Consider the following 26,503-nt stretch of genomic DNA (forward strand, 5'->3'; position numbering starts at 1 on the left):
GTGCGCTTATGCGGTATTAGCAGACATTTCTGTCTGTTATCCCCCTGTATGAGGCAGGTCACCCACGCGTTACTCACCCGTCCGCCGCTCAGTCATAAAAATTTCATTCCGAAGAAATCTGTTTTTATGCTTCGCTCGACTTGCATGTGTTAAGCACGCCGCCAGCGTTCATCCTGAGCCAGGATCAAACTCTCAAATAAAGTTTTGATCTTAGTTCAAAAATCAACTACTAGCTAATTTTATCCCTTTATTACTGTTTTAAGGTTGTATCATTTCTGATACGGTTCTTAATTTTGAAATCTCTTTTAATAGAATCTTTCAAGGTTGTTTCACTGTTCAATTATCAAGGTTCTGTTTGCTTTTCTTTGCTGTTGTACTCTTTAGCGCAACTTCTATATCTTATCACACTGCCAAGTGTTTGTCAACAACTTTTTTAAAAAGTTTTTTGTGATGTTTTCTTTGCTGTTTTGACAGCTTTTATAGTTTATCACTTAGCTTACATATTGTCAAGCACTTTTTTACATTTTTTTACAAATGTTTTTGTACCATATTACTGTTTCCATCTTTTAAGATTTTAAACAGTGTTAGAAATAAATTAGCGGAGAAAGAGGGATTTGAACCCTCGCGCCGCGCAAACGACCTACACCCTTAGCAGGGGCGCCTCTTCAGCCACTTGAGTATTTCTCCTGAATCATTATTTCCTATATAATACTGCTTGTCACCTATTGTGGTGACGCACAAGTTATTATACTAAAGGGACTTCTATTTGTCAATCACTTTTTTTAAAAAAGTTTTATTCATTATCTTTAATCGTTTTTTCTATTCTATTTTTTACTAAAGTGGCTATTTCGGTGGACTTTAGCTCTTTGTAATCTTCATAATATATTGGGCTTAAATAGTGAACCTGTACGGTGATCCTTTTTATAGAATGAGTATCAAAGGATTTATAAGAGTCTATTAGCGCTACAGGAACAATGGGGCATTTTGCTTTTATTGCAGATTTAAAACTGCCGCCCTTGAAATCCAGCAGATCATTAGGATGCTTTGTTCTTGTTCCTTCTGCAAATATAACGTAATTTCTACCCTCCATTACTTCCCTGGTAACATCCATAATTACCCGCATAGACTGCTTGATGTCTTCTCTGTCAATTGCTTTTGCACGCATAATTGCAAACACCTGCTTCAGGAAGGGTACATTTGCTACTTCTTTTTTCATGACAACTGACAGCGGATGGCTACTGCTTTCCACTAATGCCAGTACATCGAATAAACCCTGATGGTTTGGAAATAGTACGAAGCCATTTTTTTCCGGCAGATTCTCTTCTCCGGTTGTCTGAATGGTAACTCTTCCTCCTTTGTTTGCATTGATCGTTATCTTTCTTAATAATGCAAACCTTTCCTCCTCCGTATGCTTATCATTCTCTTTTGCATATGAAATCAGCTGGCATGCCCAATAAGGTACAAACAATATATTTCGTAAAACCATCAAAATTATTCTTTCCACTAATTTATCAGCTCTCTTTCTTATATTGTTTTATTGCGCTCTCATAGAGATTGTTACCTTTGCAGTCTGCAACTACGATAACCGGAAAATTCTCTACTTCCAATTCTCTTATTGCTTCTGTGCCAAGATCATCATATGCAATTATCGTTGATTTTTTAATTCTTTGAGATAACAATGCACCGGCTCCCCCTACTGCGGCAAAGTAAACGGCATTATTTCTTTTAATTGCAGCCAGAACTTCCGGTGTCCTTTTCCCTTTGCCTATCATACCACGCAGACCCAGATCCAGCAGTTTCGGCGCATACTTATCCATCCTGCTGGCAGTTGTGGGACCCGCCGATCCTATTGGACGTCCTTCCCTTGCCGGAGATGGTCCCATATAATAGATGATATTATTCTTTACATCTATAGGAAGTGTCTCATTTTTATCTAAAGCTTCCTGCATTCTTTTGTGGGCAGCATCTCTTGCTGTGTATATTTTCCCCGTTATATAAACATAATCGCCGGCCTGCAGTCCTTTTGCATCTTCCTCACTTATTGGTGCATTTATATATTTATCCATACTTATTCCCATTAAGTATTACAGGCAAGCCTGTAATACTGCCACAATCAAACAGGTTGAAAGAATCACATCGTGGCATCCTTTCTGCATCATAATTTTCTTTCAACCTTTCCCTCCAGTGCCGCACTGTTTCTTATATTATATCTATTTTATATTTCCCTTACACTATGCCGGTTAACATGGCAGCAAATATTTACGCCAACGGGAAGTCCAGCAATGTGGGTAGGATATGTATTAATATTTACGGCAAGAGCAGTTACTCTTCCTCCCAGACCGCCTGGTCCGATTCCAAGACCATTTATTTTATCCAATAACTCAATTTCCAGTTCTTTTACATATTCTACTTCTGAATGGGAACCCGCTTCCCTGGTTAGTGCTTTCTTAGCCATAACCGCACATTTTTCGAATGTACCTCCGATGCCAACACCTACGACCATTGGCGGACATGCGTTAGGACCTGCATCTTTTACTGCAGTTAATACTGCATTCTTTACGCCTTCTATACCATCAGCCGGCTTCAGCATAAATACACGGCTCATATTTTCACTTCCAAACCCCTTTGGCGCTACAGTAATCCTTACTTTATCGCCGGGAACTATTTCATAATGAATGATTGCAGGTGTGTTGTCTTTGGTATTTTCCCGTATGATGGGATCATTTACTACTGATTTTCTTAAAAACCCATCTACATATCCCTGACGTACGCCTTCATTAACAGCATCTTCCACACTTCCGCCTTCAAAATGTACTTCCTGCCCTACTTCCAGAAATATAACTGCCATACCTGTATCCTGGCAGATGGGTATCATATCTTTTCCTGCTATTTCCAGGTTCTCCTGCAGCTGGCATAAAATCTGCCTGCCCAGATCAGATTCTTCTATATCTACAGCCTTTTTCATTACCTTATCCATATCTTTGGATAAATAATGATTTGCCTCTATGCACATCTCTTTTATATTTTCCGTTAACTTGTCCACATGAATTGTACGAATCATGGTATAACCTCCTAGATTTATTCTTATCTTCTATAATATAGTATTCAAATCTCAACTTCAATATAAAAATGGATTTTCAGAAAAAACCCAGGAAAAAATGCAAATAGTACGTTTCGATTCTGGTATATCCGACCCAATTCCGGCTTTGCCTATGAACATTCCGAAATCAGGAATGTGGTAATAGGGCAGTCCCCTATTGAAGATGTAATTTCTGCTTTATATGGAAGCTGGATGTAATATATTTTTCAAACATATTTTAAAAGGTTTTCCTATACTCCAACTTGTTATTTGAGTAATCCTATGATATGATTTTAACTAGAGGACTAGATTACAGACAATACTTTTACAACTGCTTGGGAGAACTTTATGAACGATAAGAAACGCAGTTTATCTTATATTATAATGCTAATTATCTGTTTTCTTTTTTTAATTTTGGGCTGCATCTTCGTATATTTTATGATGCGTCAGAATGAAAAGAACGATTTGAACAATTTGTATGACCTGGCGGCTCAGGAGAAGACAATGATCTTAAAACAGATAAATGGTGACTGGGAAACTTTATCGGGTATATCTATCTGTCTTGGTGATCTGAACATCACTGAGACAGATCAGCTTACACCCATTTTAACAACGATTAATAATGCTAATACTTTTATCCGCATGGGTTTTATTAACACCGAAGGTATTGGGGATCTCATAGACATTAATGGGAATACATATGAGCATGTGGACTTTTCCAATGATTCTTTTTTTCAGGAAGCTCTGGCCGGGCATAACTCTATTTCTGAGGCCATCGAAGATCCATATTCAATCGGGTATATTAATTATTACGGTGTTCCTGTTTATCAGTCTGAAAAAGTGATTGGTGTTTTATGTGCGGTTAACAGCACTGATATTCTCCGCAACATCGTGGATGCAACCCTGATCCAGGGCGGTGGATTTTCAAATATTCTGAAAAGCAATGGTCAATATATTATCAGGTCGGCACATCACTACAATGTGGACAACATATATAAATTGGCGGATTTGGGAGATTTCTCGAAAGAAGCATATGCCAATATTCTGTCGGATTTTGCTGCAGGATCTGAAAATACAGTTCGCTATAACTACAAAGGAAATAAATACTGGGCTGTCTATATACCCGTTGACGTCAATGATTGGTATATTATAAGTATCGTACCGGAATCTATCATAAATGGCAATTACAATTATACTCTGGGTGTTATTCTTATCGTAAGTTCTGCTTTTATTATATCTATGGTTTTTGCTTACCGTATGAATCAGATGACCAGGAAAAACAAAGAACATCTGGAACAGCTTGCCTATTCCGATCCGATTACAGGTTATTCCAGTTTTGTTAAATTTCTGCTGGATATCGGTTCTCCACATGATCATAGGCAGAATTCTAACTATGCTTTCTGGTATTGTGATATTAAAAGATTTAAATATTTTAATGATTTGTTTGGGTATGACGCAGGTGACGAAGTGTTAAAGTATTTTGCAAACCTGATATCCCGACATACTCTGAAAAATGAATTTTTCTGCCGGGTAAATGCAGATAATTTTACCGGACTTAAATACTACAATGACAAATCCGAACTTGTAGAATGGTTTCAGACTCTGAATGAGCAGATGAATCACTATATAACTTCAGAAAATCAGGAATATCACCTGGATTTAAGCATTGGTATCTACTGTGTGAATGATTTTAAAGATGACATCACTTTCAATGATATGATTAACCGGGCAAATATGGCGCAAAAAGCGATGAAACAATCCGGCAGTGACAATTATGCTTTTTATTCTCAGGACATTCGCAAACAGATTCTCATGGAAACTGAAATGGAATCCCGAATGCATCAGGCACTGGAAAATGAAGAATTTAAGATTTTTGTTCAGCCCAAAGTAGATATACAGCATGGGAACCGAATTGCCGGAGGCGAGGTGCTGGTCCGCTGGGTCAGTGGTCAGGGATCTTTGGTTGTGCCCGGTAAATTTATTCCTTTATTTGAAAAAAATGGTTTTATTATTCACCTGGACCGCTATATGTTTGAGGGTATCTGTAAATGGGCAAGAGGATATCTGGATGCAGGTAATCCTAAGATAAAGCTGGCGACAAATGTCTCCCGCCTGGGACTATTCCAGGATGATTTTCTTGATTTCTATATTAATACGAAAAATAAATATCACCTTCCGGACGGTATGCTTGAATTAGAATTTACAGAAAGTGTCGTTCTAAATAATAATGAACTGTTTAAAACTTTTGTTGAGGCTTTACAGGAAAATGGATTTGTCTGTTCATTAGATGACTTTGGATCAGGATACTCCTCTCTGAATGTGTTAAAAGAGCTTCCTATTCAGGTATTAAAGCTTGACATGATCTTCTTCCGAAAAGGGGCAAACACAGAACGAGAGCAAATTGTAATACGCAATATTATTACTATGGCGAAACAGTTGAAAATGAGGACAGTATCCGAAGGCGTGGAAATGAAAGAACAGGTTAATTTCTTAAGAGAAGTGGGCTGTGACATTGTACAGGGTTATGTTTTTGCAAAACCTATGCCGTTGCCACAATTTGAACAGCTTTTAAAAGATAAGACTGATGGATTTCAATTATAAATTTTAAAATAAAAAAAGAAACAGCGCTTTGAGTTGCTGTTTCTTTTTTGCATTGCAGTTTTTTTACTATTTATCTAAGGTTACATAATTTACATCCAGAATATCTGCTATTTTTTCATACAGGGATGCATTATGTCCTACACTCATTGCAAAATGGTGGGTTGGAGCTTCTGCAAACCACTCATCCATATAACTGTCCGGATCTTTTTTGAATTTAACCGGAGTCTGGGTATTTCCTATGGTCATAATTGTTCCATCTGTGGATTCAGCCTCAGTTATGATGAATTTTAATCTTCCGTCTATAGTCTGGCTGCATCCCAGAGTGGTAATTGGTCCGGTTTTTACTTTTGCTTCAACGGATACCCCGGTCCCCTGTTTTCCATGATACAGGCCCATGCCGCGAAGGATTGGTTTTCCATTTGCGATTTCCAGATGAAATGGTCCGTCATGTCCCAAAAGGATGGTTCCTTCTTCATAATCCGTTACAACGATTTCGCAGAAGGATCCTCCTTTATTAACAATGTCACAGATTTTCATTGCAAGACAGGTCTTAAGATCTCCTTCTCCGGCACATGGTATCCCCTTAGCCGTCAGCAGAGAATGTCCTACGATAAAGCCTCCCTGAAGTTTTTCATACTCTCCGCCCGGTGCGCCATGATAATAATAAGTAAGGGCATCCAAATCGTATTCTTTTACTAATTTTTCCTGTGCCACTGCCACTTTAGCGGACCACTCTAATTGTTCTTCTGTAGGCTTTTTAGCCAGCGGGTCTGCTGCCGAATCTTCACTTATTCTAAAAAACTCTGCTATCTCTTCGCGTTTTTGGGCTACTTCGTCCGGTGTTACAGTCTCCATGGCACGATTTAAATCACACATTTCCAGTACTTCCAGATGTGCTCCTGTCTGCCCCTGAAACATGGTAAAATCACTGTACATATCCAGCATACCGCTGTATGTATTTCCAAGAAAGCCAAATCTTGCTCCGGAGAGTCCGCTTTTTACACTGGCAGCCAGTACCCACTCTTCGATCTTCTTCCATGCCTGAATGGCTTCCGGACGGTTGGCGGTATTTTCATCGGTCAATGAAATCTCAGGTGTATAGTCCAGTCCCAGCAGTCCATTTATCACACGGTATTTAATTCCCGCCCGGTTAAATGCATTGGAAATCTCCGGAACTGGACATGCTCCGCAGTGAGCAAGCCATTCACCCGTCGTTGTCTGTGCATAATTAATTTTAGCCGTAGGCTGAAGATTTAAAATTACAGTATGTGCCTTGCAGTCCTGATGTACCGGCAGTATGGATCCGCTGGTCACATAAGTTCCCGCATGGGCAAAGATCAGGTCTACATTATTTGCATTAAAATACTCTCCTGCTTTATGGCCTTCCTGCTCACAGTCTACCAATCCATAAAAGAAAACCTGTGCATTTCCCATTGCCGTAATTCTATCTGAGATAAACTGCCCATATTCTATCATTCTTTCGCGAAGTCCGGGAAACTGTCCCCAATAATGTTTCAACCCCATTGTATAAACACCGATACGCGCTTTTCTGGTTTCTTTTAACTTTGCCATTTTATTTCCTCCTGATTTTATTATTATATTATGTTGTTGTCCTGTTATCACTTTACAAATCCATTGTAATCATTTATCATGGAATTATCAATCAAGTTTATTGTGCAAAAATAACAGAATCTTGCCAATCATACTAAGCAGGATTTTACCGGATTTCACCGGATTGGGAGGCTATCAATATGAAGATAAAAAATGATCAGAACTATGAAGAGCGTGCATCATACAGCTGGTCTGAGGACTCTGTCCGCTTAATTATTACAGCCAGTAATGTGGCAAAATCCATTTATTTTTACATCCAGGAAGCCGGATATTTTAAGACCAGCGATTCTTATTTTACAGAACGTAAAAATCTGAATTCTTTTTTGATCGTTTATACCATATCCGGCCAGGGATATTTAAAATATCAGGGATGCAATTATTATCTTACTGCGGGTCAATGCTTTTATATTAACTGTACAGAGCATCATTACTATGAAACTGCCGGGAACAGCGACTGGGAATTCTTATGGATTCACTTTAATGGAAGCAGCGCCCTTGGATATTACGAGGAATTTGTTAAAAATGGTTTTAAAACCGTTCAGGTTCAGGACACATTTTTTATGGAAAGCACCCTTCGCAGAATTCTGGCATTAAACCAGAAGCGAAATGCCTCTACCGAAGTCCTAACTTCTAACCTGATCACTAATATCCTGACGGAACTCCTTGTACAGACAATTACTTTTGATGCCCAGACTATATTCATGCCTTCCTACATAAAAAATGTATTGAAAGATATAGATCAGAACTTTAAGTCCCCTCTGTCACTGGATGAGTTGGCATCCCGCCACGGAGTCAGTAAATTTCATCTCTCGAAAGAGTTTAAAAAATATACCGGAACTACGGTAAATGAATACATCATTGCAAACAGACTTTCTTACGCAAAGGAACTGTTAAAGTATTCTAATGATTCCGTCAATGAAATTGCTTATAAAGTAGGCATGAATCATGTGAGTCATTTTATTAATCTGTTTAAAAACAGGGAAAATACAACACCCTTGGCATATCGCAAGGAATGGCAGATTTAAAGAAGACTTTATTCTCTATTTAGTCAGGTAAGCATCTACCTGTTTTAATAATTCTTCTTTCACTTTATTGATTCCTGCCGCTTCAGCCTGCTGGTTAAATTCTGCAAGCGTTTCTTCTGCATCTTCCACAAGTCCCAAATCCAGCAGAGGAACATACTTTGTTTTTACGTTATTGAGATTAGCAAGTTCATTCTTAATATTGTTATCATCCAGGATAAAACCTGCTAATAGAGTATTTTCCTGTGCTGCGGTCCACTTTTTAGTCAGATCAACCTCATCCGGAAATTTATCCTCACGGCTCTTTTCAAACTTGTTATTTTTAAATGCCCAGGAGAATGCTGATCCAAAAGGATATTCTTCCTGCTTTTCACCTGCTCTCCAAAATCCTTCTTCGCCTATCTCTTCTGTGGGATCAATCCAATGAATATCTTTTACCCCAAGCCGAACAAGGTTGTTGCATTCTTCGTCAAATTTCAAAAGGTCTATGAGCATAAACGCACGTTCCTGATTTTCAGATGACGCAAGAACGGCTGCTCCGTCACCGGTGTATGCTCCCAATATTTTTTTGCTGTCAGGTATTAAGTCATATATTTCGGGTTTCCATTGAGGATGTTCCTTTTCAATCTGGTTTGCCACAGCCCCGCAGGTTCCAAGGTTCCAAACGAGTGACGCACTGGTTCCATTTGTAAAGGCATCTCTTGGATTGGTGTTATTTGCCACTGCATTCTTTGACCAAAAACCTTTGTCTGACCAGCTTTTCATCTTTTTTATCCACTCTTTATATTCCGGTGTGTCATAGAGCCAGAAAATATCTTTTGCATTTGTCTTTTCATTTACTTTATAGTAAAAAAACTGATCTACCCCATTTAATCCAACCATATTATAATTGTTGTTCAGCATTGCTATACGCATTTCATAATTGTTCTGGGATGCGGCATATGGAAAGATTCCCTTTTCATTTTCAATTACTTTATCATAATACTCTTCCAGGTCATCCAGTGTCTTTAATCTTTCCAGATTATATTTTTCTCTTAAATCACCTCGGATTACAACTGCATTTGTCAGAATAGTTGGGTTATTGGCGGGTACAAAGTATGTTTTTCCGCCGATCGATGCCTGTTCAAATGCCTCCTTTGGCTCTTGCTCTTTTGTTAAGGGCATATATTTCTCTAAAACATCTGTACTGACTTCCGCAAATGCCCCTTTTGTCGCTTCCTCTGCATACATTGCCCAGGTAGAGGTATAGATTAAATCAAACTTTTCTCCTGATGAAATTAAAAGAGAGTACTTCTGGGCATAGTCACTTAAAGACATGTGATTTACTGTAAGGGTTGCATTAATCTTCTCTTTTAATTTCTTATTTAATTCTTCCAGTACGGCTTTCTCTCCCGCCGCTTCATCTCCAATTACATACATAACCAGATCTGCGGGCTGCGATACATCCTGTCCATTATACTCTTTTACACTCTGTGCACTTTCCGTTTCCTGTACCTTAGCTTCACTCCCGGTTGCTTCCCCACAGCCGCCAAGTATTGCTGCTCCCAGACAAATTGACACTAACAAAGCAAATCCTTTTTTCAATCCATTCATATTCTTATCCTCCATATCATATATTGCACCTACCCCTTTACTGCTCCTACCGTTAGACCTTTTACAAAATATTTCTGCACAAATGGATAAAGCAGTACTATTGGTCCGGTTACAACTACCGTAAGTGCCATTTTCATTGATTCTATCGGAACCGTCTCCATATTCATCCCTGTCTCATCCATAATTCTCCGCATTTCCTGAGCACTTCCTACCAGCTTATACAATAGGTACTGCAAGCTGTACATTTTTTCATTGTTTATGAAAAGCATACTGTTATACCAGTCATTCCAGTATGTCAGAGCCGTAAACAGACCAATTGTAGCAACTACCGGTTTCGAAAGAGGCAGTATCAGCCTCACAAAAATGGTGAAGTCACCGGCTCCGTCTATTTTACCAGATTCGGTAATTTCGTAGGGAACCCCCGCCATAAATCCTTTTACCAGCAGAATATTCCAGACGGATACGAGCGACGGGAGAAAAAGTGCAAATAAGGTATCATTCAAGTGAAGATATTTCACACATAATATGTACCACGGAACAATGCCGCCGCTGAACAACGTGGTAAAGAAAAAGTAAAATGATATTTTATTTCTCCACTGGAAGTCTTTTCTCTGCAGCACATATCCGGTCATTGTATTGATGAAAATTCCCAATGCTGTACCTGTTACGGTCACGATGGTAGTGACTCCGTATGCTCTTAAAATTTTTACCGGATTCTTAAATATTGCTGCGTAGCTTTGCAGCGTCAGTTCTCCGGGTATCAGACTGTAACCATTTTGAATAATATACTGTTCACTTGAAAACGAAGATGCAATAATAATTAAAAAAGGAATCAGGCACAATGCTGCAAATAATGTTATGAGTAAGTATCCTACAGCTCTAAATATTTTTTCCTGAACGGACATGTTTTTCCAGACAATCATCGTATCCCCCCTTAAAACAGTGCATAATCTGCTTCTGCTCTTTTCACGATTTTATTCACTATGATAATCGTGACAAAGCATAAGACAGACTGATAAAGACCAACTGCTGCTGTTTTCCCTATATCCCCGGATTGAATCAGGGAACGGAATACATAAGTATCAATTACATCTGTAGCGTCAAAAAGCGCTCCGTTGTTTCCAATTAGCTGGTAAAACAGATCCAGGCTGCCTTTGAATATCTTTCCTACTGCCAGCAGCGTCATAGTAATTATAGTTGGTGTTATGCTTGGTATGGTAATGTAGCGAATTCTGTGAAATATGTTTGCTCCATCTATCTGTGCCGCCTCATGCAAAGAGGTATCCACTCCCGCTATTGAAGCCAGGTATACCACCATTCCATAACCGACTCCTTTCCAGGCCGAAAAAGCTACGATAATATATTTCCACCAGGATGGTTCAGCATAAATATTAACGGGCTGGATACCAATAGCAGAAAGAATTCCATTTAAAGTACCATTTTCAAAATTAAATAAACTATAGGCAATGGAACTGACGATAACCCAGGATATAAAATAGGGCAGAAAAATAATTGACTGAAGTGTCTTCTTTACAAACTTATTCACAATCTCACTTAAAACAATAGCAAATCCAACCTCCAGTACGGTATTGATCATGATAAATGCCAGATTATACAATACGGTATTCCTGGTAACATTCCATGCATCTCCGGATTGAAAAAAGAATTTAAAATTACTTAGTCCGACTGTATCACTTCCGAATATCCCCAGATCATACCGAAACTGTTTAAATGCCAGGATCAGACCTCCCATTGGAAGGTAGGCAAACACAAATGTCAACAGCGCTGCCGGCAGAAGCATCAGCAATAATGTACGGTTCTTTTTCACATCATAGAGAATTCCTCTCCTTTTATGGACTTTCAATACATACACCCTCTCTCTTTCTTATTATTGAAGTTTTCTTCATATATAGATTGTATCAAGAGAACGTATTTACCGAAATCGTAATATCTTTATATGGTGTAGTAAATTATTGTGTATATTTCAGATGTATCTCTACCGTTGTCCCCTCCCCCTCTTTGCTTTTATATACCAGTCCATATCCCTGACCGCAGAGTATTAATATGCGTTCATGTATATTTCTTACTCCATATCCGCTTCCTGTCTTTGACTGGATTTCCCGGGTCAGTATCTTATCTGCATTGTTTTTATCCATTCCAATTCCATCATCCTTTAGAGTTAACACCACGTGGTCTTTTAAAACACTACCCGTTAATGTTATGGTTCCCTCCGGGTCGTCCTTTTCCATAATCCCATGCAAAATGGCGTTTTCAATCAATGGCTGCAGGGTTATTTTCGGAATAGGACATTTTAACAGATTCTCCGGAACGGCTAATTCTGCCTTTACCGCATTTTCAAATCTCATATTCTGAATTGCCAGATATGCCCTGGCATGTTCTATTTCATCTTCTATTGTTACTATACTTTTCCCCTTATTCAGAGTCATCTTATAAAATTTGGCGGTCTGAGAAACAATCTCATTAATTTCTTCGGTTTTCTTTCCGTAGCTGTACCACTTAATCATATCCAGGGTATTATACAAAAAATGCGGATTAATCTGAGACTGAAGTGCCTGTAATTCTGCATTTTTAACATGTTTCCCCAGTTCGTACTTCTCGTTCATCAGATCATTTGTTTTATGGATCATAAAATCAAAATTCTGGTATAGGGCTCCAATTTCATCGCCCCCTCCCTCTCCGATCTCTACATCTGTTTCACCTTTTTGAACCTTTTTCATATGACACATTAAGCGTTCCACCCTGTCTGTTATGGACCTGCCGGTCAGATATATCATAAAAAACACAAATATGGATGAAATCAGCATAATTCCAAAGAATCTTATCTGCATACTGCTGATATCCCGCATAATTGTCTGATACGGAATTACCGTGAGCATTGTCCAGCCAGAATGATATAGATACTTTTGACACATCAGCATCTTTCTGCCATTTACCGCTATTTCTGTAAATCCATCATCTTCTTCTATAAATTTCCTTTCCGACTCTTCCGGGTCAATAATAACACGGGGTGTACTGCCATTGACAGAGCACGCGATCTTCTCATTATCCTTATTTACAAGACAGGTCATACTGTCTTCTGTAATGTCAGCCCGTTTCAGAATGTTTTCAATATTTGATTTTCGGATATCTACCCGCATATAGCCAATAGTCTGGCGGTAATCTACAATACTTTTGATCCGGGAGGCAAAAGAAAGTACCGGATTGTCCGCAAATCCCAGAACCTGTTTCTGGCCATTCTCCATCTGTCTGATCCATGACGCTTCCTGAATATTTCCCATACCAAACATATTGATCTGGTCTTCGGCATATAAAATATTATCGTCCACATATATTCTGATCCTGGATACATCTTCCTGGTTTTCTAATTCCTGAAAGGTCTGTCTGATGCTTAGCATATTCCAATACTGCTGCTTAATATCTTTATTCACCATATCCCCTGTTATCATCTGCCTGATCTCCTCATTGTTAGACAACTGGTCTAATACGTCGGTGACTTTAGAAAATTTATAATCCAGAAAATCATATGTCTGGGAAAAACTTTGGTTAGCAGAATAAATCAGCTGTTCTTTCATACCTTCGGAGTAGGTTTGAAACACAAAAAAAGACAGCATAACCAGCGGAACCAGAATTAAAAATCCATATACCCATAGCAGCTTCGTCTTTAACTTCATTTGATGAAAGAATTTTATTTTGCAAGTATTTTTCTTTTTCATATTTATCCTCCTGAATAGCGCAATCTGGCTTTCCCCCTCTGCATATCGGCTGCGACACTGCATTAATAAGAAGTGTGAAAGGGATTTTCTTTCACACTTCTGCTTCCTGTCTATGTATTCTTTTTCTGAATTCTGCCGGTGTTTCCCCTGTATACTTCTTGAAGACCTTTATAAAATAATTACAGTCAATATATCCGGTCATTAAGGCTATATCCTTGATTCTTCTGCTTTCTTCCGCCAAAAGCTTTTTTGCCCGGGTCATTCTATAATCAATAATATACGCTGTTAATGTCATATTGCATTCCTTTTTAAAAAGAATACATAAATAAGAACTGGTCAGGGAAAGCTTCTGTGCTATGGTTGAAAGAGAAAGATCCGGTTCACTGTAGTTACAAGACACAATATATTTTACTTTTTCAGATACTGCCTGCTTTCCACCGTCCTCATTTACATTGTGGTAATATAACTCCAGCTGTTCTATCATATATGCTTCCAGCTGGCTTAAAAACCGGTATTCCCAGACAGTTTCCCGGATGATGCCCCGGGGCTGCTCCATAAATTGGGCAATTTCCTTTTGACAGGCAGTATCGGACACTTGTATTAACATTCTAAAGAAAAATTCCTTTACGGAAAATATAAATTTATGAGGATGTTCCCTCAATCTCAATAGAATGGATTGTATAAATTCTACTGCTGATTCAAATGTACCGTATTTTATAATGTCTTTGAACTGCACCAGATATTCTTCCGATAATACAAATTCTTCATTTCGCCTGTCTTCATAATAAATGATTCTGCCGGTCTCATAATAAAAGCTCTGAAGCATCGCTGCTGCTGCATTATTATAGGACTCATAGATTTTATAAAGGTGCTCCACACGGCTTCCAACTGAGACAAAACTATAACATAAATCATCCAGCAGCTCTTTTATCCACATTGCTGTTCGTTCTGTCCTGCGCACCAGAAAGGATTCTGCTTCCTTCCCAAGATCTATATGCAGCAATACCAGATGCTCATCCTTGCTTCCAATCAATGCCTGCATACCTTTCTCTGTGAATTTACTTTCCAAAAATAATTTTACATTTGTCTGTATGCTCTGTTCCTCTTGTATGAAATGATTGCCGGTCCTAAAACTGCCTTCATTTTTAATTCCCACAAGATCTACAATGATTGTAATAAATGCATGATCCGGACATATCCCCGGATAAGCCATCTTTATGTCAGACGTACGCTTTCCATTCTGAAAGCTTTTCTTAGTCAGGTCCAAAACCAGCTGATTACGAAGGGCTGCCATACTTACTTCCAGCTTTCCATCCATCTCGGCTTTCTTCTGTTCCCAGTTTTTTCTTTCCTCCTGCACATGTACAGCATCTCTGATTGCCTGAAAAAGTTCTTCCAGTTCTATTGGTTTTTCCACATAATTAATTGCGGACAGCTGTATTGCTGATTTGAGATATTCCTTATCCGAATATCCGCTCATGAAGATTATGCTGCAATGAGGCAGATGTTCCCGAATCGCAAATGCCATTTCAATTCCGTCCATTTTAGGCATTCTCACATCCGTGAGTATAATATCCGGTTCAAATTCCAATGCTAATTCAAACCCGGCCTTTCCGTTTTTTGCCTGCTCTATCTTGTCTACATGAGCGGTTTTCCAATCAATCATAGACAATATGCCTTCTCTTACGTGATTTTCATCATCTACTAACAGCAGCTTCATCTTCATTCCTCCCAGAACATTTATCTCTTTTCCTGTTTTACCACATCCATGCCTAACCCTTTTAGTTTGAGTGTATCAAAAACAGGTTTCTGATACAACAGCGAAAATCCAATTCCATTATCTTCTAGCTGAATCTCCTTCTCCTCTGTCGTATAATTTAAATAAAACTCATACTGCACGCTGTCATGATACCGTATGTGCTTTTCCACACCAATTGGTAATTTTTTAAAAGTTATCCCCAATTCACACATTATTTTCCCCAGCAGCTGTTCCAGACCGGAATCTTCTACTCTTGCCCCCAGATACCATGCTTTTCCCTTCCCAAAACGATTTACGGTAATTACCGGTGTTCCCTGGTAGAAATCCCCCGTATAACTTGCCAGAATCTGAGCAGTCACGGGCTTTATGATTTCACAGAAATCCCGGATTTGGCAGACTCCCTCCATACCGCTGTCTTCGGTAAAAGCGGCACCATTCCTTTCAGAAGGGTACAGGGAATCGATCTCCTCCGTATACAGCCCGAAAACATCTTTTAATGCACCTCCCGGAAAACCGCCCAGATAACAGAGCGTATTTTCATTTACATATCCGGTAAGATAAGTTGCCACCAGTTGTCCGCCTTCTGTTACAAACTGACTGAACCGTTCTTCCGTCCCGGGCTTTAACAGATAAAGCATTGGTGCAAACACCAACTTATACGGGGTTAAATCTTCTTCCTGGGATATCACATCTGCCTCTATGCCATAACGGAATAGTATCTGATACAGTCTTCTGCATTCCTGCGGATAATTTTTCTGTACACTTAACCCCGCCATATCGTTGATTGCCCACCAGTTCTCCCAGTCGAAGAGAATTGCTGCTGAAGCCTTTGGTACGCTGCCCTGTACTTCCTGCAGTAATTTTAAATTTTTGCCTGCTTCTTCTACTTCCCGAAATACCCTGGTATCGGACCGCCCTAAGTGGTCAATCACGGCTCCATGATGCTGCTCATATGACCCCCGGCTCTTTCTCCATTGAAAATACTGCACGGTATCGGAACCGCATGCTACCGCCTGCATACTAGACAGGTTATGGATACCTGGCCGCTTTAGCTTGTTTACAGGATGCCAGTTGACCTGGCTTGGAACACTTTCCATGAGCATAAATGGCTGATCTCTTTTAAAAGAGCGCATAATGCTGTGATCAAATGCCGTCATCGCAGCGGTATCAATTAGCTCCCTTTTGTCTGTACTCCATTCCGGATAACTATCCCAGGAAATGATATCCAGTTCTTTGGCCATCTTATGGTAATCCAGTCCTTCGTACAATTGCATAAAATTTGTCGTAACCGGAATGTCCGGCGTCCATTTTTTAAAAACAGCAATTTCTTCTTTCATATAATCGGTCATATTCCAGGTTGTGAATCGTTTCCAGTCCAGGTTTAATCCATGGATACTGGTCTCACCTCCCGGCATCGGCGGTTCTATCTGATGAAAGCTGTTATATCTATGGCTCCAGAACGTCGTCCACCATTCTTTATTCAATTCATCAATATTGTCATGATATCTTCGTTTCAGATATTCCTGAAATTGTTTTTTGCAAAGGCCGCAGTAACATGCACCGCCAAGTTCATTGGAAATATGCCATAGGATCAGTCCGGGATGGCTCCCATACCGTTTTGCCAGAATCGTATTGATTTCCCGGACCTTAGCCCGGTACAACGGTGAGGTCATGCAATGATTGTGCCGGACTCCATGGTGGTTTCGTACCCCCATATTATTAACCCGCATAGCCTGTGGATATTCCTGGTCCAGCCATGCCGGCCTTGCTCCGGATGGCGTTGCCAAGATGGTAAAAATGCCATTTTCCCAGAGCCTGTCCATAACTTCATCCAACCACTCAAAATGATACGCTCCTTCCGATGGTTCATAGACCGACCAGGAAAATACCCCCAGGGTGACTGTATTTACTCCTGCTTTCTTCATCAGCCGGATATCCTCTGCTAAAATGTCAGGGCGATCCAGCCATTGCTCAGGATTATAATCCCCACCGTGGAGAATTTCGTTTACCTTAGGAAATAATAGATTTCTATTCATTTTTTATTTCGCTCACTTTCTTCCGTTATCGGTATAAATGCAGTTCCGGCGGTGCTAATAATCCGGTAGGGGATAACTGCATATGGGTAGACTGTCCATCATGCAAGCTCCACACAAGGGTATTGGCTGTTTCAATTTTGAGATTGTTTTCTCCGTCTCTTAAATACGGCGTGATATCCACCTCATAGGGATTGCCAATCAGCATCCCCGCATTAAAATCATTGAGCCGCACATCTGCACAGTCTCCTACCGAGGGCAGGCATAGAATGTACCTCTCTGCCTTTCTGTCAGATACTGAAAAATCAAACTTTCCCTCATACAAAAATGTCCCAGAGAATCTTGGAAATCCATCTTTTCCATTCATATTCGGCAGCCTTTCCCCGGAAGGAATGTGCAATCTTTTTACGAAATCAGGGTAATCTCCCGTTTCCGCCAGGGAGACCTCCCAGTCAATGTCCAGTTTTATTACTTCTTCCAGAGTGGTTTTCTTTTGAACCGGTGTATCACTACTCCCCAGATATACAGCAGATTCTCCGGGCAGCAAGTGAAGTGTAAGGGCTTCCTCCCTGCTGCATCCCGGTTCTATTTTATTATTGATCCCATCGTAACGTACAATGTACTTTTGCTCTTCATTTAAAAACCTGACGGAAGTATCTACTGCATCAAAAGGACTTTCGTTAAAGAACATATAGATATTGGAATCTTTCTGCCTATAGCAGCATGCTCTGAGATCCTTATTATTTCCCGTAAAGAAAAAGGATGGTTTACCCGTTTCCCTTACTTTTTTGGCAAGTTCATCCAGGGAGACCACAATCACATGCTTTTCAAATTCCCGACTGACAGCACTTCCGTCTGTATAATAGCGGGGGCATTCTCCCACCATGAAAACAGGAATTCCATTTTCTGATGCATGGATTGCAAAATCTGCGGCAGCTTTTGGAATGCACTCACAGTAAGGAATAATAAATGATGTGTATTCTGCTTCATTGATCCTGATTCTTCCATCAGCGGCAGCCACTGCCTCTGACGTCAGCAAATCAGCCGGGACCACATCCAGGTCCAGCTGCCCTTCCAACAATTTACGGACAGGTTTTTGAAAAAGCATGGCCTGTTTTCCCGTCCACTCCGCTTCTGCATGATAGAGTACTGCCGCATCTGCTTTATGTACTCCCCCGTTCAGCAGATGACAGCATCTGTTCATGTACTTCATAAGCAGTGTAAAAAACCGGTACTGAGGATTGTTTCCCCTTGCATAGAAATGAGGCGGGCAGTCCCTGTCCGGAAAAGTGGGAGAAAATGCATGGGGCACAAAAACATTAATTCCTCTTACCAGCATATGATCTGTCAGCCACTTCATAAGGCTGATGCCCTCGCCCCATCCATAGGCACCATAGATTTCACATAAAGCCCTCCCTCTTTTTGCAGGATCCGTATGTGCAGAGGAACTGCCCAGCTTCGCCAGACCGTAGTGGAAGAATTCACCATCCCGGTCGGAGGCAATCCACTGATGATAGGTCCCCGTAAATCCCGGCATTATCTGCAGCAGAACTACATCGATTCCTGACATATCCTGACCCTTTTGAGCCCGGAAATAATGTCCGATGCTGCAGCCCAGCCGTCCATGGGCATTATCGTCCTCAATGATATGTCCAATATATTCTGCACCCCTGTCCCTGCACCAGTTTCCGATCTGTTGGCTGAAGCAGGTGCTGACCAGGGTGGAAACACAATTCATATAGCTGCTTCTGATCCCGGCAGTCTTTTGCCCCATATCATACCACAGGGCAGGCAGGTTCCCGTAGCAGTCTGCTCCCCACAGGTTCTCAAGCAAATGTTCAAGCTCACTGCTCCAGGGCAGTTTCACATCACTTTTTCCAAGCTTATCCTGAAAATCATATCCGGGTGTATTTCCTAATTCCGGCTCATCAGAAAAAAATCCGGCAAATGTTTTTCCAAAGTCATCTTTGTACCTCCGGTAATGGGGCTCATATACCGCATCCAGAAGAACTCTTACAGAAGCGCTGTCTATGAGATTCATGTAATTTTCTCTTCCGCCATTTTTTCTGGTCTTATAAATCACAAACACCCGGTAAAAACCTTCCGGCACGTCAAAATAAAGTACTCCGTCGTGCACCTGTCCGGTCAGATTCAGAATTCCATCCCCTTTAATATCCAGAGATTCCGTATCCGGTTTGGGGCAAGCCAGTACTGCCAGCAGTTCTCCCTCTTCGCCCAGAAACGGATCAATTACCACTGCACTGTCCTTCACAGGTCCTATTACATCCATATGCCGCTGTGCAAGATAGACCTTTGCCAGTCCGGGCTGCTGTTCAAATGCCCCATTTGCGTGTCCTGTAGGAAATTTATCATCGTCCAGAATCCAGATACGAAGCTCCCTTTTTCTTGCCTCTTCCATAATAAAATCTAAATCTTCCCACCATCCGGGACCTGCAAAATCAGGATGGGGTCTGGACTCCAGGCAGATTTCCCGAATTCCGCACCCGCAGATTCTATCTATTTCTTCTTTTATAATTTCTTTTTCTTCGCCATGCATCCATAAAAATGGCAGTATATAATTACCACCCTTACCTTTTATCAAATCCTCTAAACGCTGTGGATAAGCCATATTGATTTCCTCCTGTTTTTGTTGGTTTAATCTGTTTCCTCTATAATAAATGTCTCTTTTCCATAGAAAACATAACCATCGGATGTTGGTTTTGGTTTAAAAACACCTTTTGTATTTGGCGGAACTTCAACTTCAACCCATATTTTTCCCTGATCCCTGGTCCAGTTGGAATACACCTTTCCGTAAGGATGACCAATGGATGACCTTACATTATTAATTTCAGGTGAAAAGTACGGGCTGATAACCAGTTCCTTTAAGACATCCCGGCTCCTTACTCCCGGTAAACCTGCCAGACCACAGTAAAACCATTCTTCCACACTCCCAAGCATGAGGTGGTTCTGGGATCCATGCGGCCTTTGCGGATCCGGTCCGTCCCATTCTTCCGTCAGCGTCGTTGCACCGCACCGGACCTGGTAGCCATATCCAGGCGCGTCCGTCACATTTGTCATTTTTTCTATAATATCAGACCTGCCATATGAAGTCAGTGCCGTCATAACAAAGGGATGACCGATATCTCCCGCAGTTGTGGCATAATTTCTTTTTTCGATATCCTGAATCAGATAATCCAGTATGCCTGCTTCATCTTCCGGTTCTGCAAGACCAACAGCAAGACTCATTGCCTGTGCTGTCTGGCTTCCTGTGGCATATCTGCAAGTGGCTTTATCATAAAACTGAAGGTTATACTCTTTCTTTACCTCCCTCCCAAGTAACCTGTAATACTCTGCTTCCTTTTCTTTTCCAAGCAGTGTGGAAACAGCTGCCATAATCGTAACATCATAATAATAGATCGCCGTAGCAACTACAGGAACGGGGGTATTCTGTGAATGCGGTGTATTGGGACCAATATCCAGCCAGTCTCCCAGACCATGGTGGAGCACATGATGGTGGGTCATCCGGGTTAGATGGCTGAGATAATCCTGCATTACCCGGTAAAACCTGTCTAATATGCTTCTGTCTGCATACCTTTTATAAAGATACCAGGGATTGATGATGCAGGCGCTTCCCCACTCCGGAGAATCCAGATACCCATAATGCCATTTTTCAAATCCTGTTACGTACTCCGGGCAGATATCGGGGATCAGTCCGTCTTCATGCTGGGCCTCCTCCATATCCTGTTCTATCTTTTCATAAAGGCTTCTTATATCGTAACCGCACATCATTGACGGTCCTATCAAATGTGTCTGTTCCAGCCACCCCAGTTTTTCCCGATGGGGACAGTCTGTCAGGATGGACTTCATATTGCTTCGTACAGCCTGATTTATGATCTGGTGAATTTTATTAAATAGTATATTGGAGCATTCAAAACTCCCTGTTATTTCAATATCCGGATAAATAAATTCTCCTGTTATTTCTTCAATTACGGGCTGATCAGGCTGACTTCCATCCGCGGCAAATGCTGCCGGAACAGCCCCACTCACCTGTACATACCGGAAACCATAATAGGTGAATTTAGGCCGGTAATACTGGCTTTCTTTTTCATTACAAATATATTTCCAGCAGTATCCTTCACCGGTCACACGCTGGTCGGGACTACCATCCGAAGCAAGAATTTCAGCAGGCACCAAGGTAATGCAGGATCCCGCAATATTTCCATTTGTTCTGAGTTTCAAGCTTACCCATCCCGAGAAATTCTTCCCCATATCATACATGTACACACCGTCCGAAGTTTCCCAAACCCTTACCGGTTCTAAGGACTCCATCACTTTTAGTGGATTTGTCCTTTCCGCACACAGTTTTCCTTTTGGCGCTTCTACTACTGCTGCCTGCTGCCAGGAATCATCTTCGGTAAATTCAGGACGCGCAAATCCCTCCTGCTCCAATCTGGCATCATAATCCTCTCCGCCATAGATTCCGGAATAAGTTATGGGACTCTGAGCCATATGGAATTCTTTATCCGAAACAATTATGGTTTTACTCCCGTCCTGATATGTAACCTGAAGCTGCAGGAGGAATTTCATATTTCCATAAGTCCGTTCAAAGTAAACATATCTCTTTTTCCTTACATGAAACATGCCGTCACCCAAAAATAAACCAATACAGTTCCAGCCTTTCTGAACCTGTTTGGTTACATCGTATGTATTATACAGGCAGGACTTCTGATAATCTGTCCATCCCGGTGACAGCACACTGTCCCCTGCCTTCTTTCCATTGACCAGCAATTCATAATGCCCCAGCCCGCATATGTAAACTCTTGCCTCTTTTATGCCCTCTTTAAGATGAAATGGTTTCCGGAATATATGGCTTACAAAATCCTTCTGCTCACCAATCCATTTCCCGCTCCATTCTCTGCCGCTTAAAAATGCCGTTTCAAAATAAGAAATACTGCTGTACGCAGAAATTTTCTCATTCTGATCCCATACCCGGACTTTCCAGTAATACCTGGTGCAGGAAAGCAGGGGGGCTCCCGCATATATAATCTGAGTCATCTCACTGCCCTTCTGCTTCCCACTGTCCCAGATATTCCCATCGTCATTCTCTAGGCTTTTTTCGTTGTCCGATACCAGTATCTGATATGCCGTCTGAAACCACTTCTTCCCATCAACCGCTGCATTAAGCTGAATATTCCATTCAAAATGCGGTTTTGTAATGTCTAGCCCAATTGGATTCTTCCGGTATTGGACCTTTTGGCATGTTATTTCCATATAATCACCTGTTCCTTTTATCTTTACAAATCAATCCAGTATTCATTTACAGTGTATAACTTGCAGGGGATTGGCTGCTTACAGCTTACCAATCCCCTGCCCACTCTTAAATAGTAAAATATTTATATTGCATAGCAAATTTTATCTGGTTTCATATTATTCTTTTACCGAATATTCATTTAACATCTGCAAAGTACCTTCAAAATCATCTACCGCATACTTTACGGAATCTACGTAAGAATCCCAGTCTTTTTCTAAATCCATCTTTCCGGTAATAAAATCAACGGCTTTTTCTTTTGCAACGGTCTCGCAGGCATTCATCAGCGTAGCTTTTTCGGTAGCCTGGTCGGGATCCAGATTCAGGATTGGAGCACGGTCATAAGGAGCAACTGACTCTTCCCCGCCGTATTTGGAACTTGCAAGCCAGTATTTATCCATATGGAAACCGTCCTCTTTGCTCCACCAGGGTTCTTCTTCCAGCTGTTCTATCTGGGGCTCAAATTCCTGCGGAGTAAATACTACACCTGTCCTGCATGCCGCTGAAGAAGTCACACCGTAGTTAGCAAGCTCCTGTACCGGGTTATCCGCACCGGTGATTTCTTCCGTAAATGTTTTGGAACCATCTTCATTTACCACATAAGTCTTACCTTCAATACCCCAGTTCTGCAGTTCGATCATCTCCGGTGAATACTGGTAATCTATCATTTTTACAATCCATTCCGGATACTCGGTATTTCCTGAAATGCCAACTCCAAATCCGGTACTGGCAAGGGACAGCCCTTCTTCCTTGGAGCCCCACTTCCACGGTGTTCCATATTTTTCATTTTCCGGTAAATAGGCAAGCCCAAAATTAATATCCTGATCTTCTTTGTTGCGGTTCCAGTGCGCTGCCATACCGGACCATACGGTAGGATAAATCAGTACCTTTCCGGTAGCTGCCTTCTTATTGCAGGCATCGGCATCATCCGTAGCAAATTCAGGATCAATATAACCTGCATCATAGAGGGTTTTCAGGTAGGAAAGCATGTCTTTGAAGTTATCATCAATCGGACCAAATGCCCATTTTGTCCCGTTCCAGTAAAGTGTATCGGAAGTATGGTAAATGCCCGCAAATCCTCTGTAGAATGCATAGTTCTTATCGCTGTTGGAAATCGGATAAGAATCCGGATAAAGTTCTTTTAACTTTTTGCATAAATCACTGAATTCATCTAAATTTGTCGCCGGGGTCAGATTGTTCTTCTCCAGCAGGTCAAACCGGTATGCAAATGCTGTAAATGACTGTGCACCTATGATATCGTTATTATTTACAAAGCCGTCTTTAAAATAGTAAGAAGTTCCGTCTGCATTGTAAGCAAAATTCTCTCCGCCTCTTGTCTCTTCCACAAACTTGGAGTAATATGGCATGAACTGTTTGTATTTGGCAATGTCAAGCACCTGGCCATCCTGTCCATACTCGTTTATCGTGTCTCCCCAGGAATAGGTAAACACGTCTGGCATTTCACCGCTTGCCAGAATTACCTTCTCATTTTCCCGATAATCAAGCCATGGTGTATAAGTCCATTTAATATCCAGTTTGCATCCCAGGTATTCTTCCATTCTCTTTTGCCACTCTTTTTGTACTTCCGTATTGCCCGGATCTGTGCCAAAAGTGGGAATAGATGCCGTTATGGAAAGGGTGTTGTCCGGCAGTTCCGGTGTTTCCCCTTTGGCTGTCGTTTCTGTACTTTCAACTTTTTGCCCGCATCCCGACAGTGCTGCTGCAGCAAGCGCTGCTGCCAGCAATGCTGTTACCATTTTTTTCTTCATATTATAATCTCCCTTCTTTATTGGAACGTGCTTTTCAGACACGGTTATCCCTTAACTGCGCCTACCATCATTCCCTGTTCAAAATATTTCTGCAGGAACGGATAGACAATCATAATTGGTGCTATCGTTGCGATAATACATGCATATTGTATGTTTTTAGGGTTAACCAGCTGTTGATTCATCATCTCCTGAGCACCATTCATGCCGGCTGCACCGGAGGTAAATAATATCTGGCGGAGTATCATCTGAATGGGCTGCTTTGTGTCTGTTTTCAAATACAGCAGCGGCTCAAACCACATGTTCCAGTACATAACCAGGGAAAACAAACCAAACGTTGCAAATAACGCCTTTGAAAGAGGCATATAGATGCTAAACAGGATTCTGGCTTCCCCTGCTCCGTCTACAAATGCCGCTTCCCGTATTTCCGGTGATATTCCTTTAAAAAAGGAGCGGTAAATAAATATGTTATAAGCAGAGACACACCCCGGAAGAATAACAGACCAGATACTGTCCATTAGCCCAAGATTCTGGATTAATATGTAACTTGGAACCATTCCTCCATTAAAAAACATTGTAATTGTTAAAAAAACGGTCATGGGTTTACGCAGCACGAATTCCTTTATCATCAGTGAATAGGAAATCATAGCAGTAAAGATAAGGTTTAATGCCGTTCCCAGGGTTGCATACAGAATGGTATTTCCATACGCACTCCAGATCTTGGGATCCCCGAATACCATTTTATATCCTTTCAGATTAAATCCCACCGGCAGCCAGTTTACCTTACCGGTTGTAATTGCACTGGGACTGCTTAAGGATATGGAAATGATATTGATAAACGGATACAAGATTGTCACCATCAGCAGACACATGATGACCATCAGGATGATATCCGCTGATTTACTTCCAATATGAATTTTATTTTTCTGGTTCAATTTACTTCTCCTTCCCGTTACCCGAACACAAATGAAAACATGATTTACTTAAAGTCATTTTTATTACCATAAGCTGTTTTCAGCATTAACCTTCTGGGTGATTTTATTTGTAATGATAACCAGACCAAACGCTACAACTGATAGCATCAGGTTCACTGCCGTCGTATATTCAAAGCGGGCACCTACGATACCTTCCCGGTAAACAAAGGATGAAATTACATCGATTGCACTGCGGTTGGTATCATTCTGCATTAACAATATTTTCTGGTAATCAGAATTGAGTACCGTGCCTACATTCATAATTAACATAATCGTGGTTGTTGGCAATATGGTAGGCCATGCAATATTCTTAATCTTCTGCCATCTGTTGGCACCGTCTATATTTGCCACATCATATAGGGTCGTATCAATATTCGACAAGGCAGACAGATATATAATGGAGCTCCAGCCAAAGGTCTGCCAGATTTGGGAACCTACATACATGGGCATAAAATACTTTGTTCCTTCATTCATATTCACAGCCGCCAGCCCAAACCATCCACGGATCGTATTAAAAATTCCATCTATGGACCCAAAGCTGTTCAACATTCCCACTACAACTACAATAGAAATAAAATGGGGTATATAGGAAACCGTCTGAACCGCCTTTTTAAACATTTTACCCTTTACTTCATTTAAAAGAATAGCGAATATGATCGGCGCCGGAAAAGAAAACAGCATGGTTATTACTCCAATGCGAATCGTATTCCATATAATCTGGCCTGAAGATGGATTTTTAAAAAACGTTATAAAGTTTTTATAAAAAGGATCCAGCCAGTCACTTCCCCATACCCCCTTCGATGTTTTATAATTTTTAAATGCAATGAGAATCCCATACATCGAGCCGTACTTGAAAATTATGGTTAGCATAAGTGCCGGCAAACACAGCAAAATCAGAGTTCTTTGCTTGCCCAGCATCTTAAAAATACTGACTTTCGGCACGTAAGCTGTCTGTGCCGGTTTCTTTCTCTTCTCTCTCACTTCCTGCTCCTTTCCCTCATTTCTGAGTATCGTTTTCTTACC

At 40.9% G+C, this 26,503-nt stretch carries 17 protein-coding genes, 1 tRNA gene and 1 rRNA gene; 2 read left to right on the forward strand and 17 right to left on the reverse strand.

The window, feature by feature from the left end; genetic code table 11:
• The 5 genes from QR40_RS27675 to QR40_RS27695 all read right to left on the reverse strand — a co-directional run.
• A 16S ribosomal RNA gene (locus tag QR40_RS27675) occupies positions 1–200 on the reverse strand; the annotation flags it as partial.
• A 399-nt stretch (positions 201–599) separates the two neighbouring features.
• A tRNA-Ser gene (locus tag QR40_RS27680) sits at positions 600–687 on the reverse strand.
• Between the two features lie 106 nt (positions 688–793).
• Positions 794–1,504: a lysophospholipid acyltransferase family protein gene (locus QR40_RS27685; RefSeq protein WP_027295457.1), complete on the reverse strand. Its 711-nt coding sequence runs from the start codon at positions 1,502–1,504 to the stop codon at positions 794–796.
• A gap of 7 nt (positions 1,505–1,511) precedes the next feature.
• The gene (locus QR40_RS27690; RefSeq protein WP_027295456.1) at positions 1,512–2,066 is read right to left on the reverse strand and encodes a Fe-S-containing hydro-lyase; all 555 of its coding nucleotides are present in this window, start codon (positions 2,064–2,066) and stop codon (positions 1,512–1,514) included.
• Positions 2,067–2,215: 149 nt separating this feature from the next.
• The gene (locus QR40_RS27695) at positions 2,216–3,061 is read right to left on the reverse strand and encodes a fumarate hydratase (RefSeq protein WP_027295455.1); all 846 of its coding nucleotides are present in this window, start codon (positions 3,059–3,061) and stop codon (positions 2,216–2,218) included.
• A gap of 366 nt (positions 3,062–3,427) precedes the next feature.
• On the opposite strand from QR40_RS27695, the gene QR40_RS27700 reads away from it, so the two are divergent.
• On the forward strand, positions 3,428–5,680 hold the full coding sequence (locus tag QR40_RS27700; RefSeq protein WP_027295454.1) for a bifunctional diguanylate cyclase/phosphodiesterase: 2,253 nt from the start codon (positions 3,428–3,430) through the stop codon (positions 5,678–5,680).
• Positions 5,681–5,746: 66 nt separating this feature from the next.
• Here the strand turns inward: QR40_RS27700 and QR40_RS27705 are convergent, their stop codons facing one another.
• Positions 5,747–7,252, reverse strand: a complete 1,506-nt coding sequence (locus QR40_RS27705; protein ID WP_044297710.1) for an L-fucose/L-arabinose isomerase family protein — start codon at positions 7,250–7,252, stop codon at positions 5,747–5,749.
• A 179-nt stretch (positions 7,253–7,431) separates the two neighbouring features.
• On the opposite strand from QR40_RS27705, the gene QR40_RS27710 reads away from it, so the two are divergent.
• The gene (locus QR40_RS27710) at positions 7,432–8,316 is read left to right on the forward strand and encodes an AraC family transcriptional regulator (RefSeq protein WP_044297711.1); all 885 of its coding nucleotides are present in this window, start codon (positions 7,432–7,434) and stop codon (positions 8,314–8,316) included.
• Positions 8,317–8,331: 15 nt separating this feature from the next.
• On the opposite strand, the gene QR40_RS27715 is transcribed toward QR40_RS27710, so the two are convergent.
• The 11 genes from QR40_RS27715 to QR40_RS27765 all read right to left on the reverse strand — a co-directional run bounded on the left by QR40_RS27715 (position 8,332) and on the right by QR40_RS27765 (position 26,461).
• Positions 8,332–9,906 carry an ABC transporter substrate-binding protein gene (locus tag QR40_RS27715; RefSeq protein ID WP_044297712.1) on the reverse strand — a complete coding sequence of 525 codons (1,575 nt, stop codon included), beginning with the start codon at positions 9,904–9,906 and terminating at the stop codon, positions 8,332–8,334.
• Between the two features lie 29 nt (positions 9,907–9,935).
• Positions 9,936–10,829 carry a carbohydrate ABC transporter permease gene (locus QR40_RS27720; protein ID WP_242858596.1) on the reverse strand — a complete coding sequence of 298 codons (894 nt, stop codon included), beginning with the start codon at positions 10,827–10,829 and terminating at the stop codon, positions 9,936–9,938.
• A gap of 11 nt (positions 10,830–10,840) precedes the next feature.
• Positions 10,841–11,779: an ABC transporter permease gene (locus QR40_RS27725; protein WP_377143172.1), complete on the reverse strand. Its 939-nt coding sequence runs from the start codon at positions 11,777–11,779 to the stop codon at positions 10,841–10,843.
• A gap of 97 nt (positions 11,780–11,876) precedes the next feature.
• The gene (locus QR40_RS30410) at positions 11,877–13,640 is read right to left on the reverse strand and encodes a cache domain-containing sensor histidine kinase (RefSeq protein WP_052431091.1); all 1,764 of its coding nucleotides are present in this window, start codon (positions 13,638–13,640) and stop codon (positions 11,877–11,879) included.
• A 91-nt stretch (positions 13,641–13,731) separates the two neighbouring features.
• Positions 13,732–15,360, reverse strand: a complete 1,629-nt coding sequence (locus tag QR40_RS30415; protein ID WP_052431092.1) for a response regulator — start codon at positions 15,358–15,360, stop codon at positions 13,732–13,734.
• Between the two features lie 20 nt (positions 15,361–15,380).
• On the reverse strand, positions 15,381–17,435 hold the full coding sequence (locus tag QR40_RS27740; protein ID WP_044297713.1) for a beta-galactosidase: 2,055 nt from the start codon (positions 17,433–17,435) through the stop codon (positions 15,381–15,383).
• Positions 17,436–17,460: 25 nt separating this feature from the next.
• Entirely contained in the window at positions 17,461–20,061 is a 2,601-nt protein-coding gene (locus QR40_RS27745) for a hypothetical protein (RefSeq protein ID WP_044297714.1), read from the reverse strand.
• Positions 20,062–20,087: 26 nt separating this feature from the next.
• Positions 20,088–22,703 carry a family 78 glycoside hydrolase catalytic domain gene (locus tag QR40_RS27750; protein WP_052431093.1) on the reverse strand — a complete coding sequence of 872 codons (2,616 nt, stop codon included), beginning with the start codon at positions 22,701–22,703 and terminating at the stop codon, positions 20,088–20,090.
• A gap of 156 nt (positions 22,704–22,859) precedes the next feature.
• Positions 22,860–24,509: a type 2 periplasmic-binding domain-containing protein gene (locus tag QR40_RS27755; RefSeq protein WP_044297715.1), complete on the reverse strand. Its 1,650-nt coding sequence runs from the start codon at positions 24,507–24,509 to the stop codon at positions 22,860–22,862.
• Between the two features lie 44 nt (positions 24,510–24,553).
• Positions 24,554–25,441, reverse strand: a complete 888-nt coding sequence (locus QR40_RS27760) for a carbohydrate ABC transporter permease (RefSeq protein WP_242858597.1) — start codon at positions 25,439–25,441, stop codon at positions 24,554–24,556.
• A 63-nt stretch (positions 25,442–25,504) separates the two neighbouring features.
• Positions 25,505–26,461 carry an ABC transporter permease gene (locus tag QR40_RS27765; RefSeq protein WP_242858598.1) on the reverse strand — a complete coding sequence of 319 codons (957 nt, stop codon included), beginning with the start codon at positions 26,459–26,461 and terminating at the stop codon, positions 25,505–25,507.
• Positions 26,462–26,503 lie beyond the last annotated feature (42 nt).

It is taken from the genome of Robinsoniella peoriensis (assembly GCF_000797495.1).
In the GTDB taxonomy this organism is placed as follows: domain Bacteria; phylum Bacillota; class Clostridia; order Lachnospirales; family Lachnospiraceae; genus Robinsoniella; species Robinsoniella peoriensis.